This window comes from Brevibacillus agri, assembly GCF_004117055.1.
Lineage (GTDB): Bacteria > Bacillota > Bacilli > Brevibacillales > Brevibacillaceae > Brevibacillus > Brevibacillus agri.
Map to the genome: position 1 here is coordinate 5,165,159 of NZ_CP026363.1, position 16,348 is coordinate 5,181,506.

Here is a 16,348-nt window from a genome sequence, read left to right on the forward strand (position 1 = left end):
CATGTCCCCCTCTTCTGCTTTGTGCCTCTCTCTTGCCAAAAGAAACAGCACTTTCCCTGGTCGGAAAGTGCTGCTTGTTGTTGTGCCTTACAGGCTGCTCAATACTTCCTGAATCAGCTTGTTCACCAACGGCGGGTTTGCTTTGCCTTTGGTTTGCTTCATGACCTGGCCGACGAAGAAAGCGGCTGCTTTTTCGTTTCCGGCCTTGTAGTCCGCTACTGCCTGCGGGTTGGCATTGACGGCGTCGATGACGATTTGGCGCAGGGCGCCCTCGTCGCTGATTTGCACCAGTCCTTTTTCCTCGACGATCTTCTTCGGATCTTTTCCGGTCTCCACCATCTCCTTGAAGACGGTTTTGGCGATTTTCGAGGAGATCGTGCCGTCTGCGATCAGCTTAATCATGTCACCCAAGCCCTGCGGCGTCATTTTCACATCGGCAAACGTCAGGTTGTTGGCGTTCAGATGGGCGAGCAGGTCTACCATCAGCCAGTTGGCGACTGCTTTCGCATCTGCGCCTGTCTTGACGGTTTCGTCGAAGAAATCCGCCGTTTCCTTGGAAATGGTGATGACCTCCGCATCTGCCTGCGACAGGCCGAACTCGTTGACGTAGCGAGCCTTGCGGGCATCCGGCAGCTCCGGAATCGTGGCGCGGACCGCTTCAATCCACTCTTCGGAGATTTGCATACGCACCAGGTCAGGGTCCGGGAAGTACCGATAGTCGTGCGCCTCTTCTTTGGAGCGCATGCTGACCGTCTTTTTGTTCGCCTCATCCCAGCGGCGGGTTTCCTGCACGATCGTACCGCCGGAGTTCAACACCTCTGTCTGGCGCTGAACTTCGTATTCCAGCCCCATTTGCACGTTGCGGAAAGAGTTCATATTTTTCAGCTCGGTCTTGGTGCCGAACTCTTTTTGCCCATATGGACGAATCGACACGTTGGCATCGCAGCGCAGCGAGCCTTGCTCCATGCGCACGTCGGATACTTCGGTGTACTGGATGATCGCTTTCAGCTTTTCCAGATAGGCGCGTGCTTCTTCCGGCGAGCGGATGTCCGGCTCGGACACGATCTCGATGAGCGGTACGCCCACGCGGTTGAAGTCTACGAGCGATTCTCCACCGAAGTCGCTGTGCGTCAGCTTGCCCGCGTCTTCCTCCAGGTGGAGGCGGGTGATCCCGATGCGCTTCGTCTCCCCGTTGACCTCAATGTCGATCCAGCCGTTGTAGCCGATCGGCTGGTCGTACTGGGAGATTTGGTACGCTTTTGGCGAATCCGGGTAAAAGTAGTTTTTGCGGTCGAATTTCGTCTCGCGGGAAATCTCGCAGTTGAGCGCGAGCGCTGCTTTCATCGCAAACTCTACCGCTTGCTTGTTCGTTACGGGAAGCACGCCCGGATGTCCCAGACAAATCGGGCATGTATGTGTATTCGGTGGCGCGCCGAACTCAGTCGGGCAGCCGCAGAAAATTTTGCTCTTGGTCGAAAGCTCGGCGTGGACCTCCAGGCCGATGACGGTTTCGTACTTGCTCATGCCTCTTACCCCCTCACCCATTCCGGCTTGCGCTTGCTGTAGCCTGTTGCCTGCTCGTAGGCATGTGCTACGCGCAATACGGTGGATTCGTCAAACGCGCGCCCGACGATCTGCAAGCCGATCGGCAAACCGTTTTGGGCGAAGCCGCACGGTACGCTGATCGCTGGCAGCCCTGCCAGGTTGACAGGCACGGTGCAAATATCTTCCAGATACATTTTGACCGGATCGTTGACGTTTTCGCCGATCTTGAACGCGGTCGACGGCGTAGTCGGATGCAAAATGACATCGAAGTCGGCGAAAATGTTGTTGAAGTCCTGGATAATCAGCGTGCGCACCTGCTGCGCTTTTTTGTAGTAGGCGTCGTAGTAGCCGGACGAAAGCGCATAGGTTCCGAGCATGATCCGGCGTTTCACTTCCGGTCCGAAGCCTTGGCTGCGCGATTCCTTGTACAGCTCGATCAAGTTGGACGCATTGTCTGCGCGCACGCCGTAGCGCACGCCGTCGAAGCGGGCCAGGTTGGACGATGCTTCCGAGGAAGACAGCAGGTAGTAGGCGGGAACCGCGTATTCGGTATGCGGCATGGAGACTTCGCTCCAAGTTGCGCCCATGCTCTCAAGCTGCTTCAAGGCGGCGAGCACAGCCTCGCGCACCTCGGCATCAATGCCTTCGCCGATCAGCTCTTTTGGCACTCCAATGCGCAGACCTTTGACATCGCCAGTGAGCGCGGAGAGGTAATCCGGCACTTCCACATTGGCAGAGGTGGAGTCGAACTCGTCATGTCCGGCAATCGCTTGCAGCACGTATGCTGCGTCTTCTACGCTCTTGGTCACAGGTCCGATCTGGTCGAGAGAAGAAGCGAAAGCCACCAGACCGAAGCGGGACACGCGGCCGTACGTAGGCTTCAGACCGACGACACCGCAAAAAGCGGCAGGCTGGCGAATGGAGCCGCCCGTATCCGAGCCGAGCGTGAAATAGAAGTGACGGGCAGCCATCGCTGCGGCAGAACCGCCGGACGAGCCGCCTGGCACGTAATCGGTGTTCCACGGGTTTTTGGCCGGGAAGAAACCGGAGTTTTCATTGGAGCCGCCCATGGCGAACTCGTCCATGTTCAGCTTCGCCACGATCACGGCGTCCGCTTCCTTCACCTTTTTCGAAGCAGTTCCGTCATGGACAGGATCGTAGTTCGCCAAAAATTTGCTGGCGCAGGTCGTCCGTACGTCTTTTGTAATCAGGTTGTCCTTGAGCCCCGCCGGCAGACCGAAGAGAAGGCCAAGCTCCCCGTTCTCCTTAACCAGACGCTCGTCCAACTGGCGAGCATGGGCGAGCGCTCCCTCCTCATCCACGTGCAGGACGGACTTGATTTTTTCATCGTGCTCCTTGATGCTTGCGATGGAAGCCTGCACCAGGTCTGTGACCGAAAGCTCTTTTGCGCGCAAGGCGCTATGTATTTCCGACAATCGCTTGTCAAACAGCGACACAGTGGGTTCCTCCTTTCTCGTTCTCCTGACAGATTATTCGAATACAGCCGGTACCTTGAATTGCCCGTCTTCGTGATCCGGTGCGTTTTTCAGCACTTCTTCGCGCGGCAGCGACGGTCTGTTCACGTCTTCGCGCATCACGTTTTTCACATCGGTCGCGTGGCTGGTCGGCTCAATGTTGGACGTATCGAGCTCGTTCAGCTTCGCGGCAAACTCCAGAATGGCGTTCAGGTCCTTTGTGTATTGCAAAGCCTCGTCCTCCGTCAGTTGCAAACGGGCCAGATTGGCTACATGCTCTACTTCTTTGCGAGTGATGGCACTCATCTCTTCCACCTCCGAATCGTATCACATAACTTTGATCTTACTTGAAAACAGCAGGTTCAGTCAATTTTCGCGCGGATTCGGCAGCATAGAAACAAAATTTTTTCGAGTAAAAATGATTGGCTGGATGATTTGAGAGGCGAAGCTGTTTCGAAAACAAGAGCGAATCCGATCGCTCCAGCTCTGGCATGCGGCCTGGCATGTCTCGGAGCCGGGCATCGTCCTGGCAATGTCTTGACTTGGAACGGTACCGCGTGAAGCGTATAATGAAAGACAAGCACCTAAAAAATGGATATTTCTAAAAATAAGGAGGATGCCCTTGAACTCAATGATCGTGCTGCTGCTGGCTGCCATCCTTTCTACGCATCATGCGCTTCCCATGTCCAACCTGCTGCTTTCAGTCCCCCGGCAGCAAATGCTTACCCCGGAGGAAGCCACGCAAGTACTGACCGCCATTTTGAGCAAAAACCCCGCTCTTGGCCCGGTAAAAATCACCTCTGTCACATACGCAAACGGGCAGTATTATATCCGTTACATTCGCGAAACCAACTGCGAGAGCGGGACACATATCATAGATGCCTATACAGGCGAGACAGTAGGCGGGACGCGGTCCCAGTGTTAAAATCAGCTTTTTGTCTGCAATCAGCGGAACATCTATATATAGCAAAAAGGAGTCCCTTTTCTCCAAAAGCGGACTCCTTTTTCATTCGGCTTCTATTTTTCAGGCAACAAGCCGCTATGCTTGTTCCTTTTGCAACGTCGCCAGCAACTGCCCCATGAGCAGCGACTTCCCTTTTTCCACGCCTGCCGCCCATGTTAGCTGCGAAGATTCCAGGAGCAGGATGACGGTCGAGCCAAACTCGAACCAGCCGAGCTCGTCGCCCTTTGCGTAGTGCGGCTTGCCTTCGATCGGCTCGTCTGTTTGCCGGCCGTGCTTGATATTGGTCGTGGCGGTATTGTACACGACTTTGACGCTGCCGACGAACAGGGCGCCGACTTTTACCAGTGCGATCTCGCCCAGGCCATCCGACTCGATGTAGGTGACAAGCCGTTCGTTGCGGGCAAACAGTCTGTCCACATTTTCAATCCCGAGCCGGTTCACCGGATAGAGACGGCCCGGCAAATAGCTGTAGCGCACCAGCTCGCCTGCCACCGGCATATGGATGCGGTGATAGTCGCGCGGGCTCAAGTAGATCGTGATGAACTTTCCGCCGTAGTAGCGCTTTGCTTCTTCTTCGGAGCCGCCCAGCAGCTCTGTCACGCTGAACTCCTTGCCTTTTGCCTGAATCAGCGTGCCCTCGCATATGTCGCCGAGCTGGGAGACGGTCCCGTCTACCGGGCTGACGATAACGTCGTTGCCGGGAGCGATCGGCCTTGCTCCCGGCTTCAGACGGCGCGTAAAAAATTCCTTGAGCGTCCGGTATTCCGTTACCGGCTTTTCTATGATGGAGGCATCAATTTTATAGTGACGGATGTAGTGTTGGATCGCTAATCGACTGAAGCGAGAAGCGGTAATTTTGCCCATGGTCCGTGACATTGCGTTTTGCGGCAGTCGATGAATCAGACCTGGCAGCAGCTTTTTGCGCATAAGTGGAACTCCTTAATCGTTTTCGATTAGACAGCAAGTAGCGAATACCCTTACTTTACCACCTCCACTTACAGCCAGTAAACCCTGCACTATTACCAACGTCTCATCATTTTCTTGCCCGGACTTGCTATACTATAATAATGGGACAAGCCTACAATCAGGAGACTACAGATATGGCGAAGCTTGATATCACAACTCTCATCAGTCAGCACGGCGACATCTTGACCAGCTTATTTCATCACATGTCGGACATGTTTTTCCTTATGGCTGTGGAAAAAAACGCCGACGGGGCCTACCAGTTCCGGTATGTCCTGATGAATCCTGCCGCTATGAAAGGAGCAGGTCTTACTGAGGACACTTACGGAAAGCTGATTGAGGAAGTGTATCCGCCGGAAAAAGCAGACCTGCTCAACAGCATGTACAGACAGACGGTGGAAGACGCAAGCCCCACTCACTTCACGACAAACGGCAACATGATCGGAGAGTCGATCCTCTCTCCCGTCTTCAACTGTGAAGGGGTTTGCACCCATGTTTTTTCCGTGACCCGGGACATTACCGAGCGCAAAAAGCTGGAAAGGCAGCTCGAATACATGGCCTACCACGATGTGCTCACAGGCTTGCCGAACAGACGCCTGCTTTACGCCAATCTCCAGCAAGCTTTGGAAAAGGCTAAAGCGTCCGGCGAAATGGTCGCGGCCCTCTATCTCGATTGCGACCATTTCAAGCAAATAAACGATACTTGGGGCCATGACGCCGGCGACGTTTTTTTGCAAATGCTCGCCCAGCGCCTCCAGGCTTGTGTCCGCGAACAGGATACGGTCGCGCGTCTGGGGGGAGACGAGTTCGTCGTCATTCTCACTGGCATCCAGAACGAGCGTCAGGCGGAAAAAGTCGCGACCCGGATTTTGCATTCGCTGCAGCAACCGTGGAGCTTTCAGGGCCAGACTTTTTCATTTACGTCCAGCATCGGCATCGCGCTTTACCCTGTTTCCGCAAGCGAGGCGGACCAGTTGTTGAGCAATGCGGACAAGGCTCTGTACAAAGCGAAAGCGACGGGACGCAACCAGTTCTTTTTCTTCGATCCCGCTCAAAACTGAGCCGTTCGCCGTTCTATGGATAGATTTCGGCTGCGCCAACTCATTTGGCGGCCGCTCTTTTGTCAATGGCTTCACCACGTTAAGGCAATAACGATCTCACCCGTATAAAAACAGGAACACAGACAGGACGGAAAACAGCAAGCTCACCAAGTACAGGACGACGACTGTCTGCTTGGCCGACAGCCCGAACGACATCAGCCGATGGTGAACGTGCCTGCGATCTGCCTGGTACATGGGTGATCCGGCCAACAGCCGACTAATCATCACCTGTATCGTGTCCACGACGGGCAAGCCCAGCGCCAGCACCGTCACGACCAACGAAATGAGCGTCGCCCCTTTCATTGTGCCCTCTAACGAGATTACCCCGAGCGCAAACCCCAGAAACATCGACCCGGCATCCCCCATGAAAATTTTTGCGGGATAAAAATTAAAGCGCAAAAACGCAAGCGCAGCACCTGCCAGCGCCACCGCAAGCAGAGCGGTCACCTCCTGGCCCCGGGCCATGGACAGAAAAAACAAGGTGATCGCGGAAAACGATGTCGCCCCAGCCGCCAGCCCGTCCACTCCATCCAAAAAATTCACCATGTTGATAAGTCCGACAATCCACAGCACCGTCGCCAGCAACGAAACGAGCAACGGAAACGATACGTACGCGCCTTCCTCCGCCCCGAGCCACGTCAAGCTGATGCCGCGAAACCGGATATCCAAAAGAAAAGCGAGAACGGCCACCACCAGTTGCACCAGCAGCTTTGGGAATGCCGGAAAATCTTTTTGCCGGGCTTTGAAGGTGTCGTCCACCCAGCCGATCACCACCAGCAGCAAACCGCCGACTGCCAAAACTGCCACCGTTTTTTGCGCCCCTGCAAAAAAAGTTGTCACCAACAGCAGCCCGACAAACATCGCCAGCCCGCCGGACAAAGGCATCGGTCTGCTGTGTCCTTTTCTTCCTCTGGGCATGTCCAGCAGCTTCGTTTTCCAGGCCAGACGGTACGCTAACGGCATCAGCAAGTAGACGAGAAAAAACGTCGAGAGTCCTGAAGCAATGTAAGTAAACAGCTACCCTCACCTGCCCGCACATCATTTTCTTACCCATTAGTGTGGACAAAAGGAGCGCAAAAAAGCCGCCCCCGTTTGGAGGCAGCTTTGTCGTGCGTTTTCTTACATTTTTTCGGAAACCATTTTTGCTTGAGTGAACAGGAGCAGGTAGTCTGGTCCGCCCGCTTTGGAGTCCGTACCGGACATGTTGAAGCCGCCGAACGGATGCACGCCAACCAGTGCGCCTGTGCACTTGCGGTTGAAGTACAGGTTGCCCACGTGGAACTCTTCGCGAGCGCGCTCCAGGTGTGCACGGTTGCGGCTGATAACAGCGCCAGTCAAGCCGTACTCAGTGTTGTTTGCGATTTCCAGTGCATGGTCAAAATCGTTGGCTTTGCAGAACGCTACGACTGGACCAAAGATTTCTTCCTGCATGATGCGAGCTTGCGGATCTACGTCAGCAAATACGGTTGGCTTGATGAAGTAGCCGGTTTCTGGGCCTTTTTCGCCACCTGCAACCAGTTTGCCTTCTGTTTTACCGATCTCGATGTATTCGAGGATTTTGTTGTAAGCTTTTTCATCGACAACCGGACCTGTGTAGAACTCGTTGGATCTTACGTCGCCTACAGTCAGTTGGTTGGTCAGCTCGACTACGCGGTCCAGCACTTGATCGTACACGTCTTGGTGAACGATCGCACGGGAGCAAGCGGAACATTTTTGACCGGAGAAGCCGAATGCGGAAGCAACGATGGATTGTGCAGCCAACTCGATGTCGCAATCGCTGTCAACCACGATGGAGTCTTTCCCGCCCATTTCTGCTACCAGGCGCTTCATCCATTTTTGGCCTGGGCGATGTTTCGCAGCCAGCTCGTTGATGCGCAGACCTACGTCACGGGAGCCTGTGAAGCTGATGAAGCGAGTCAGCGTATGTTCTACGAGGAAGTCGCCGATTTCGCTGCCGGAACCTGGCACGAAGTTTACTACGCCTGCTGGTACGCCAGCGTCTTCGAGAATTTCCATGAATTTCGCTGCGATTACTGGTGTAGTGGAAGCAGGCTTCAGCACAACGGTGTTACCCGCTACGAGAGCTGCTGTTGTCATACCGACCATGATTGCCAGAGGGAAGTTCCATGGCGGGATTACTACGCCTACGCCGAGCGGGATGTAGTACAGCTCGTTGTCTTCATCCGGAATGCGCGGCAGGTCATGGCGCTGGGACAGCTTATCCATTTGACGGCCGTAGTATTCCATGAAGTCGATTGCTTCTGCTGTGTCAGCGTCCGCTTCTGGCCAGCTTTTTCCTGCTTCTTTTACGAGCCAAGCGGAAAATTCATGCTTGCGGCGGCGCAGAATCGCTGCTGCTTTATAGAGATAACGGGAGCGCGCCTGTGCAGGTACCTTTTTCCATGTTTCGAAAGTGCTCGCTGCTGTCTGGATTGCTTTTTCAGCCAGCGCCTGGTCTGCTTGGGAAACGACGCCCACTACTTGTTCTTTGTTGGAAGGGTTGATGGAGCGGGATTTTTTCTCGGTTGTAATGCGCTCTCCACCAATGATGAGAGGGTACTCGCGGCCAAGCTCGCTTTCTACTTTGGCGAGTGCTTCTTCAAATGCCTTTTTATTTTCCGGCAGGCTAAAATTGGTAAACGCCTCGTTTTTGAATTCAACTTGCATTCGGTGACGCCTCCTTATCGATTTCTTCCTGAGATCACTCATAAAATATATGCAAGGATCATACCAACTAATACTGAGTTGCTCGACCACGATAGTGTTTGCATTTTTCGCGAAAAACAACAGCCAAGTTCAAAAAACGAAATCTGACACTTATGTTTATAAACTGCTCAATGATATACACTTTTGTTCATTCACTGCACAAAAAGCCCGATTCACACCTTGGCTGGTGCAAATCGGGCTTCTGTCCGTTTATTGACGATAAAGATGCATGTACGGTTCGCCGGATGTCGGGCGAATATAAATCGCCAGCGGTTTGTTCATCGACTGGACGTACAGGTTGACGTGAACACTTTTGTCGAACAGTTGGTTGATGCTTCCGGCGGCATACTGGGTAAACTGCAGAACCTCTGTCCGCGAGTCGTACTCCGCTGTTGCCGTGATCGTCAGCTCGGTCAGCCTGCCATCCATAAAGCGTCCCACGCCTGTCATGCCGACGTACTCCCCGAAGTAAGCCTGCGCTTGCCGCATCAGCTTGTCGTACTGCAACGACTGCTGGGCGTATTTTTTCTCGACGTCCGCGCTCGGGAAGAGGAAAAACTCCTCGTCGATCGGCTGCCACTTCGAAACGGCCGAATCGTTGGCCGCCACTGTGCCGGACATGATGAAATGGCCCGGCACGAGCGAAGAATTTGCCTCTGGGACCTGATACAGCAAAATCAGCATCGGCACGTTCGGCGTGCTCACCCGCAACGTCGAAACGATGGTGGCGGCAAGTTGCTGGCCTTTTGCTTGCAGCTCCTGCCGGGTGTAGACCATTTCCTTGCCCGTTGCATCCTGATAGTTCGGCGAAACAGACAAGCCCAGCACCATCCCGGCGAGCTGTTTGTCTTTTTTGTTCAGGTAGTCATGCTCCAGTACGTGCACCAGAATGCCGTTTTTCTGCTGCCCGTTCGTTCCGCTCGCCTTTTCCTGGGCAATCCATTGGGCTACCTGTTCTTTTTTCACCACTTGACCTTCCTGGAAATAATACTCGGAGGTCGGGAACGTATCGCGGGCAAACTCCATCAAGCCCAGCTCCAGGTGGCTGAAATCAATCCGGTATCTCGTGCTGCTGAGCATGCCGCGCGTCAAATTCGGCTTGTACGGCGTGATGCTGCCGTAGTAATCCTCGGACACTTCCACTACTTCAGACAAGGATGGCGCGGTAGGCTCGGGCGCTTGATCCTTGCCCCCTGGCAGCAACGAGCAGCCAGCGGTTGCAATCGCGAGCACAATCGCGGCTGCGTACCTGCATCCTGTCAAAAACTTCGCTTTCATACGCTACTCCTTTTGTCTTGAAAAAATGGGACTAATTCCATTTGGTCCAGCGATTGTCGCTGAGCTTGTAGATCAGCGCCGATTCGCCGATTCCCACCCATTTTGTATCGCCGTCGCCCGAGGCGATGACGATCAGCTTTTCCGGTGAGCGCGCATCGAGCAAACGCCACTCTCCCTCAATTTTTTCATAGACGCCTTTTTCAGTTGCGACAGCGAGAACGCCAGTACGCCTGTTGACGGAGAGAGAATAGATTTGTTCTGCTTCCGGAATCTCCTCTGTCTTCCACTGCCCCTCTTCATTATAGAGCAAGCTGAATTGTGCCGCTACATAGAGACGGTTCTCGTTCGGGTCAAAATCCATGGCATATACTTCCTGGTCCATCGGCTGCCAGAGAGTCCACGACCCTCCCTTGTCTGTCGACTGGTAGATGCCTTCGCCCGACACGAAGGCGAACAAGCGAACCTTTTCCCCCTGGCGCGTACCTGCAAAGCTGCGAATCTGAGCAGGCTCAGGCAATCCGTTGCTCGCCGGGGTCCAGTTTTTCCCGCCGTCCGCAGAGCGTCGCACCCCTTCGCTTCCACCGACATAAATGTGTGCGGTATCTTCCGGGTCCACAAACCAGCCGACGGTGTCAAACTGCTCCAACTGCGTCGACAACAGCCCCCACAAGCCTCCGCCAGTGGAGCTGTACAGTCCCGCATGCGTGCCCACCCATACATGTGCAGCATCCGGCGTCATCGCCAGCGTATGAATCGTCTCTCCCTTTTCCAAAACGTCCTGATAGGTCAAGTCACCTTGCAGAGCAGCCGCCATAACCGAAGAGGGAGCTGGCTTCTCCTGTACGTCGCCGCCATCGCTGCAACCGCCCAAGAGCAGCACTGCCATTGCTCCTATTCCCCATCGCTTAAAGCTACCCATGCTCTTCACGTCCCTTCCCTTGCTCATCCGTCTGTCGCCGCTGTTTTCTCTTTCGGCGCTGTTATTTGAGAATCTCCAAAAATCCGGCTTCGTCCATGACAGCTACGCCCAGTTTTTCGGCCTTTTCCAGCTTGGAGCCGGCTTTTTCTCCCGCAATGACCAGATCGGTCTTTTTGCTGACGCTGCTCGTCACCTTGCCGCCCAGGCGGACAATCGCTTCCTCTGCCTCCTGGCGGGACATTTGCGTCAGCGTCCCCGTGAGTACAATCGTCTTGCCGGAAAACGGCAAATCTGCCCCCGCTTCGACGCGAACGCCTTTGTACTCCATGTTCACACCGGCCGCCTTCAGCCGCTCGATGACGGCCTGTGCCTGCGGCTGGGCGAAGTAGTTGATGAGACTCGCTGCCATTTTCGGCCCGATCTCGTTAATTTGCGTCAGCTCTTCCTCGGAAGCTTGCATGATCGCGTCCATATGGCCAAAATGCTCCGCCAGCACACGCGCTGCCTTGGCTCCGACCAGGCGAATGCCAAGGCCGAACAGCACGCGCTCCAGCGAGTTTTCCTTGCTCGCTTCAATCGCTGCCAGCAGGTTGTCTACAGACTTCTCGCCCATGCGCTCCATGCCGAGCAACACATCGCGCTGCTGGTGCAGGTAGTACAGGTCTGCCACGCTGTGAATGATGCCGTCGCGGTACAGTTGCGCCACCACTTTTTCACCCAGTCCGTCGATGTTCATCGCTGTGCGGGACACAAAGTGAATCATGCCTTCGCGAATCAGCGCCGGACACATCGGATTGATGCAGCGCAGGGCGACTTCTTCCTCCAGCCGCACCAGCTCGCTGCCGCACTCCGGACAATGCGTCGGCATGGCAAACGGCGTCTCGTTCCCGGTGCGGCGCTCCGGCAGTACCGCAATGATCTCGGGAATGATGTCGCCCGCTTTTTTCACGACGACGTGGTCGCCAATCAGCAAGCCTTTTTCCCGGATAATGTCTTCGTTGTGCAAGGAAGCGCGCTTGACCGTCGTGCCCGCCAGGCTGACCGGCTTCAAGAGGGCCGTTGGCGTCACGCTCCCGGTTCGTCCTACCGACACCTCAATGCCTTCGAGAATCGTGATCGCTTCCTCCGCAGGAAACTTGTAGGCGATGGCCCAGCGCGGGCTTTTGGCTGTATAGCCCAGCTCTTCCTGCTGCGCGTAGCTGTCTACCTTGATGACCATGCCGTCGATTTCGTAAGGCAGGCTCGGGCGTTTTTGCGTCCAGCTTTCGATAAAAGCGAGCAGTTCCCCGACGTCCTCGAAGACGCGGCGCTCCTTATTCACCTTGAACCCGAGCGATTCGAGCAGGTCCAGCCCCTCGCTGTGGGACTCGACAGTCTCGCCGTGCAGCTCGCCGATGCCGTAGATGAAGATGTCGAGCTGACGGGAGGCGGCAATTTTCGGATCGAGCTGGCGCAGCGAGCCTGCCGCCGAGTTGCGCGGATTGGCAAACAACGGTTCCCCGCGTTCTTCCCGCTCCCGGTTCAGCTTTTCAAAGGCAGCCTTTGGCATGTATGCCTCGCCGCGCACTTCCAATGTCAGCGGCCTGGTCAACCTGAGCGGAATCGAGCGGATGGTTTTCAGGTTTTGCGTAATATCCTCGCCGATCGTTCCGTCCCCGCGCGTCGCTCCGCGGACAAACACCCCGTTTTCGTAGTGAAGGGAAACGGCCAGCCCGTCGATTTTCAGCTCTGCCACGTAACGCACGGCCTGGCTGCCCACTGCCTGGCGGACGCGGCGGTCAAAATCTCTGATGTCCGCTTCGCCAAAGGCGTTGCCAAGGCTGAGCATCGGCGTCTTGTGCACGACCTTTTCAAAGAATGGCAAAGGTTCCCCCCCAACGCGCTGAGTAGGAGAATCCGGGGAAGCCAGCTCTGGAAACTGGGTTTCCAGCTCGATAAGCTCCCGCATCAATTGATCGTATTCCTGGTCGGTAATCTCAGGCCGATCTTCTTCGTAGTAAAGACGATTATGCCGCTCAATTCGTTTCGCCAATTCCTTGATTTTTGTTTCCGCCGTCAATCGATCCATCTCGTTCATCCTTTACTTTAGCGATAGTTCTGCTTATGTCCGCTGTATCGGTGCGAATTTCGCGAGCAGCTTCTTGATGCCTGTCGGGCTTGGAAACGCGATATCAAGCTCCATGTCGTCTCCCGTGCCTTTGACCTTGACGACAGTGCCTGTGCCCCACTTGCCATGCTGCACCCTGTCCCCGACTTTCCAATCCACTCCGGCTCCCTGGCCGTGTCCGGGTAGCTTGTCGCCAGCCTGCATGCCTGGGCGGGAAAACGTTGCCTGAGAGCCTCCGGCAAAGCGCTGCGCCATGCCCGGCTTTGTCGCGCCGAAGCCACCGCCGCCTGCTTGCGAAGTCGTGGCGCCAAACGCTCTCGCCCCCGGATCGCGCTGGCCGAATGCTCCGCCGCGACTGCCGCCAAAGCTCCGCTCCGCAGCAGCAGGGTTTCCTTCCAACAGCTCTGGCGGGATTTCCTGCAAAAAGCGCGATGGCACGCTCACATTCGTCCGGCCGAACAGCGTCCGCATCCGTGCGCACGTCATGTACAGCCGCTCCTCTGCCCGGGTAATGCCTACATACGCGAGGCGGCGCTCCTCCTCCATCTCGGCATCGTCAAACAACGAACGGCTGTGCGGGAACACGCCTTCCTCCAGGCCGACGAGGAACACGACAGGAAACTCCAAACCTTTGGCGCTGTGCAGCGTCATCAGGACAACCTGCCCATTTTCCGCTACCTCTTCTTTTTCCCCGTCTTCTCCGAGCGAGTCGATGTCCGCGACCAGTGCCAGATCGGTCAAAAACGCGAGCAAGCTCTTGTCTTCGTTTTTGCGCTCAAACTCCTGCGTCACAGACAGAAACTCCTCGATGTTCTCCAGTCTGGCCTGCGCTTCGATCGTTTTATCCTCTTTGAGCGATTCGCGGTAGCCGGAGCGCTTCAGCACTTCCTCTACCAACTCGGTCACGCTCAAGTAGTCGGTCATCTGCATCAGGTTGGTAATCAGGTCGTTAAACGACAAAATCGCATTCGTCGTGCGCGACGGCAGCCCCATGTAGGCGGCCTCCTGAATCGCCTGATACAGCGACTGGCCGTTTGCATTGGCGTACGCTTGCAGCTTTTCAACCGTCGTGTCCCCGATATTGCGCTTGGGCACGTTGATGATGCGCTGCAGGCTGATGTCGTCGTCCGGGTTGGAAATGAGGCGCAGGTAAGCCAGGATGTCCTTGATCTCTTTGCGGTCGTAGAACTTCGTTCCGCCGACGATCGTGTACGGAATGTTCGACTTGATGAACACATCCTCCACCACACGGGACTGGGCGTTTGTCCGGTACAGGACGGCAAACTTGTCGTAGCGCTTGTACTGCGGCAGTTGCTTGCGGATCGTATCGACGATGAAGTACGCCTCGTCGTGCTCGGAGTCGCCCTGAAAACACATGATTTTGTCGCCGCCCGGATTTTCCGTCCACAGCTTCTTTTCCTTGCGCAGCTTGTTGTTGGCGATCACCTCGTTGGCTGCCTGCAAAATCGTTTTTGTCGAGCGGTAGTTTTGCTCCAGCTTGATGAGCTTCGCTTCCGGATAGTCTTTTTCAAAGTTGAGGATGATGGAAATATCCGCGCCCCGCCATTTGTAAATACTTTGGTCGGCGTCCCCCACGCAGCATACGTTGCGGTATTTGTCCGCGAGCATGGAGATCAACAGGTACTGGGCCCGGTTCGTATCCTGGTACTCGTCCACGTGAATGTAGCGGAATTTTTTCTGGTAAAACTCGAGCACTTCCGGCACTTCTTTGAACAGGCGAACAGTCGTCATAATCAAGTCGTCGAAGTCCAACGACTGGTTGCTTTTCAGCTTTTTCTGGTACGCCTCGTACACCTTCGCGGCGACCTGCGCAAACGGATCTCCGGCAAGTCTGGCGAAAGTGTCCGGGTCTGTCAGTTCGTTTTTCGCTCCGCTGATGGCAGCCAAAATCGAGCGCGGCTCATACTGCTTGGGATCAATGTTTAGCTCCTTCAGGCATTGCTTGACGACCGACAACTGATCGCCCGCGTCGAGAATCGTAAAGCTGCGGCTGATGCCGAGTCGGTCAATGTCTCTGCGCAAAATTCGCACACACAGGGAGTGAAACGTCGACAGCCACGTATCCTGCGCCGCCGCGCCGCCAATGATCGCCGCCACGCGGTTTTGCATCTCCCGCGCCGCCTTGTTGGTGAAGGTGATGGCGAGAATGCTCCACGGCGCCACCTGTTTCACGCTGATGAGGTACGCGATGCGCTGCGTCAGCACTTTGGTCTTGCCGCTGCCCGCACCGGCCAAAATCAGGACAGGGCCTTCTGTAGTCAGTACGGCTTCCCGCTGCTGCGGGTTCAAGCCTGCTGTAATTCGTTCTGCTAAAACCATATGTATAAGTCCACCTTTCCACGTTCCCTAGACGAGTGCATATGTTCCTATTTTCGCACAGATCGCACTTGAGTTCCAGTTCGTAAACGGGCGAGGAAAGATCATCCTTTTGGCAAAAGCGGCTCGTACATCATATAGGCGCGATTCTCCGTCAGCCACTCCTGTTCCAGCCAGGTCCCGTCCTGCGCATACACATTGCGGTAAAGCTGATTGCTCCGTTCGTAGCCGCCCCAGATCGACGGGGTGATGGCGTGTTCTTTTTCGATAATCTCATACGTTCGTGTCGGGGGCATGTCGGAGCGCCACTCTCCGACCAGATGCGTGTCGGTCAGGTAGACGTGAAGCTGGAACGTTTGCTTCGTCCGGTTTTCGATCTGCAAGTCGAGGTAGTTGTAAAAACAGGTCGCACCGCTTCCGAACGGCTGCGTCCGGTTGGCGTCGGGAAAAACGTCGTAGCTGTGGCGGTGGCGCTCGGTGACCGTCAAGGGCGTATGCAGCGTCATCCAGTACAGCAAATTCGAGAGCTGACACAACCCGCCGCCGATTCCGGCTGTGACGCGCCCGTGCGAGAGCAGCATCCCCTCCACGTAGCCTTTTCCTTTTGTCGGCTTGCCAATCAGCTTCCAATAGGAAAAGGTTTCACCCGGCCGCAGCATTACTTTGTCCAGGCGAGCTGTCGCCAGTCGCAAATTGATGACTTTGTTGTGCTGCATCCACATCTCGACGTTTTGCAACCGCCGCAGCAATATCGTCTGGTGGGAAAAATGCACATGCGAAAGCAGCTCGCTTTTTTTCTCGCGGGCGAATCTCGTTCGTCCCACCAGCCACTGAATCCGTCTTTTCCCGCGGTAATAGACGATGCCTGCCGCGAGCCTCCACCTTCCCCGCGCAATCGGCTTCATCCTCGCGCCTCCTCTTTTTTCCTGATTTATAACATGTAGACGACGCGTC

At 55.4% G+C, this 16,348-nt stretch carries 13 protein-coding genes; 2 read left to right on the top strand and 11 right to left on the bottom strand.

Annotated elements, in window-relative coordinates; translation table 11 throughout:
- Positions 1-87: 87 nt before the first annotated feature.
- The 3 genes from gatB to gatC are packed head-to-tail and all read right to left on the bottom strand — an operon-like array spanning position 88 to position 3,326.
- Positions 88-1,524, bottom strand: a complete 1,437-nt coding sequence (gatB, locus tag BA6348_RS25320) for an Asp-tRNA(Asn)/Glu-tRNA(Gln) amidotransferase subunit GatB (RefSeq protein ID WP_005832547.1) — start codon at positions 1,522-1,524, stop codon at positions 88-90.
- A 5-nt stretch (positions 1,525-1,529) separates the two neighbouring features.
- The gene (gatA, locus tag BA6348_RS25325) at positions 1,530-3,002 is read right to left on the bottom strand and encodes an Asp-tRNA(Asn)/Glu-tRNA(Gln) amidotransferase subunit GatA (RefSeq protein WP_007778616.1); all 1,473 of its coding nucleotides are present in this window, start codon (positions 3,000-3,002) and stop codon (positions 1,530-1,532) included.
- A 33-nt stretch (positions 3,003-3,035) separates the two neighbouring features.
- Positions 3,036-3,326, bottom strand: a complete 291-nt coding sequence (gene gatC, locus BA6348_RS25330) for an Asp-tRNA(Asn)/Glu-tRNA(Gln) amidotransferase subunit GatC (protein WP_005836468.1) — start codon at positions 3,324-3,326, stop codon at positions 3,036-3,038.
- A gap of 325 nt (positions 3,327-3,651) precedes the next feature.
- Between gatC and BA6348_RS25335 the strand changes: the two genes are divergently transcribed.
- Positions 3,652-3,945: a hypothetical protein gene (locus BA6348_RS25335; protein ID WP_005836470.1), complete on the top strand. Its 294-nt coding sequence runs from the start codon at positions 3,652-3,654 to the stop codon at positions 3,943-3,945.
- Between the two features lie 114 nt (positions 3,946-4,059).
- Here BA6348_RS25335 and asd read toward each other — a convergent pair whose 3' ends face one another.
- Complete coding sequence (gene asd / locus BA6348_RS25340; protein WP_005836472.1) at positions 4,060-4,911, bottom strand: archaetidylserine decarboxylase; 852 nt, start codon at positions 4,909-4,911, stop codon at positions 4,060-4,062.
- 173 nt (positions 4,912-5,084) lie between these two features.
- On the opposite strand from asd, the gene BA6348_RS25345 reads away from it, so the two are divergent.
- Positions 5,085-6,008 carry a sensor domain-containing diguanylate cyclase gene (locus BA6348_RS25345; RefSeq protein WP_005836474.1) on the top strand — a complete coding sequence of 308 codons (924 nt, stop codon included), beginning with the start codon at positions 5,085-5,087 and terminating at the stop codon, positions 6,006-6,008.
- A gap of 96 nt (positions 6,009-6,104) precedes the next feature.
- Here the strand turns inward: BA6348_RS25345 and BA6348_RS25350 are convergent, their stop codons facing one another.
- From BA6348_RS25350 to BA6348_RS25380, 7 genes are all read right to left on the bottom strand, one after another.
- On the bottom strand, positions 6,105-6,965 hold the full coding sequence (locus BA6348_RS25350; RefSeq protein WP_235694734.1) for an MraY family glycosyltransferase: 861 nt from the start codon (positions 6,963-6,965) through the stop codon (positions 6,105-6,107).
- A 201-nt stretch (positions 6,966-7,166) separates the two neighbouring features.
- The gene (pruA, locus tag BA6348_RS25355; protein ID WP_026558486.1) at positions 7,167-8,714 is read right to left on the bottom strand and encodes an L-glutamate gamma-semialdehyde dehydrogenase; all 1,548 of its coding nucleotides are present in this window, start codon (positions 8,712-8,714) and stop codon (positions 7,167-7,169) included.
- Between the two features lie 249 nt (positions 8,715-8,963).
- Positions 8,964-10,031, bottom strand: coding sequence for a CamS family sex pheromone protein (locus tag BA6348_RS25360; RefSeq protein WP_005836483.1), 1,068 nt, complete (start codon positions 10,029-10,031; stop codon positions 8,964-8,966).
- A 31-nt stretch (positions 10,032-10,062) separates the two neighbouring features.
- Positions 10,063-10,917, bottom strand: coding sequence for a WD40/YVTN/BNR-like repeat-containing protein (locus BA6348_RS25365; protein WP_005836485.1), 855 nt, complete (start codon positions 10,915-10,917; stop codon positions 10,063-10,065).
- A 94-nt stretch (positions 10,918-11,011) separates the two neighbouring features.
- Entirely contained in the window at positions 11,012-13,018 is a 2,007-nt protein-coding gene (ligA, locus tag BA6348_RS25370) for an NAD-dependent DNA ligase LigA (RefSeq protein ID WP_005836487.1), read from the bottom strand.
- Between the two features lie 33 nt (positions 13,019-13,051).
- Positions 13,052-15,397 carry a DNA helicase PcrA gene (gene pcrA / locus BA6348_RS25375; RefSeq protein WP_122953193.1) on the bottom strand — a complete coding sequence of 782 codons (2,346 nt, stop codon included), beginning with the start codon at positions 15,395-15,397 and terminating at the stop codon, positions 13,052-13,054.
- A gap of 101 nt (positions 15,398-15,498) precedes the next feature.
- On the bottom strand, positions 15,499-16,299 hold the full coding sequence (locus tag BA6348_RS25380) for a VanW family protein (RefSeq protein WP_005836495.1): 801 nt from the start codon (positions 16,297-16,299) through the stop codon (positions 15,499-15,501).
- Positions 16,300-16,348 lie beyond the last annotated feature (49 nt).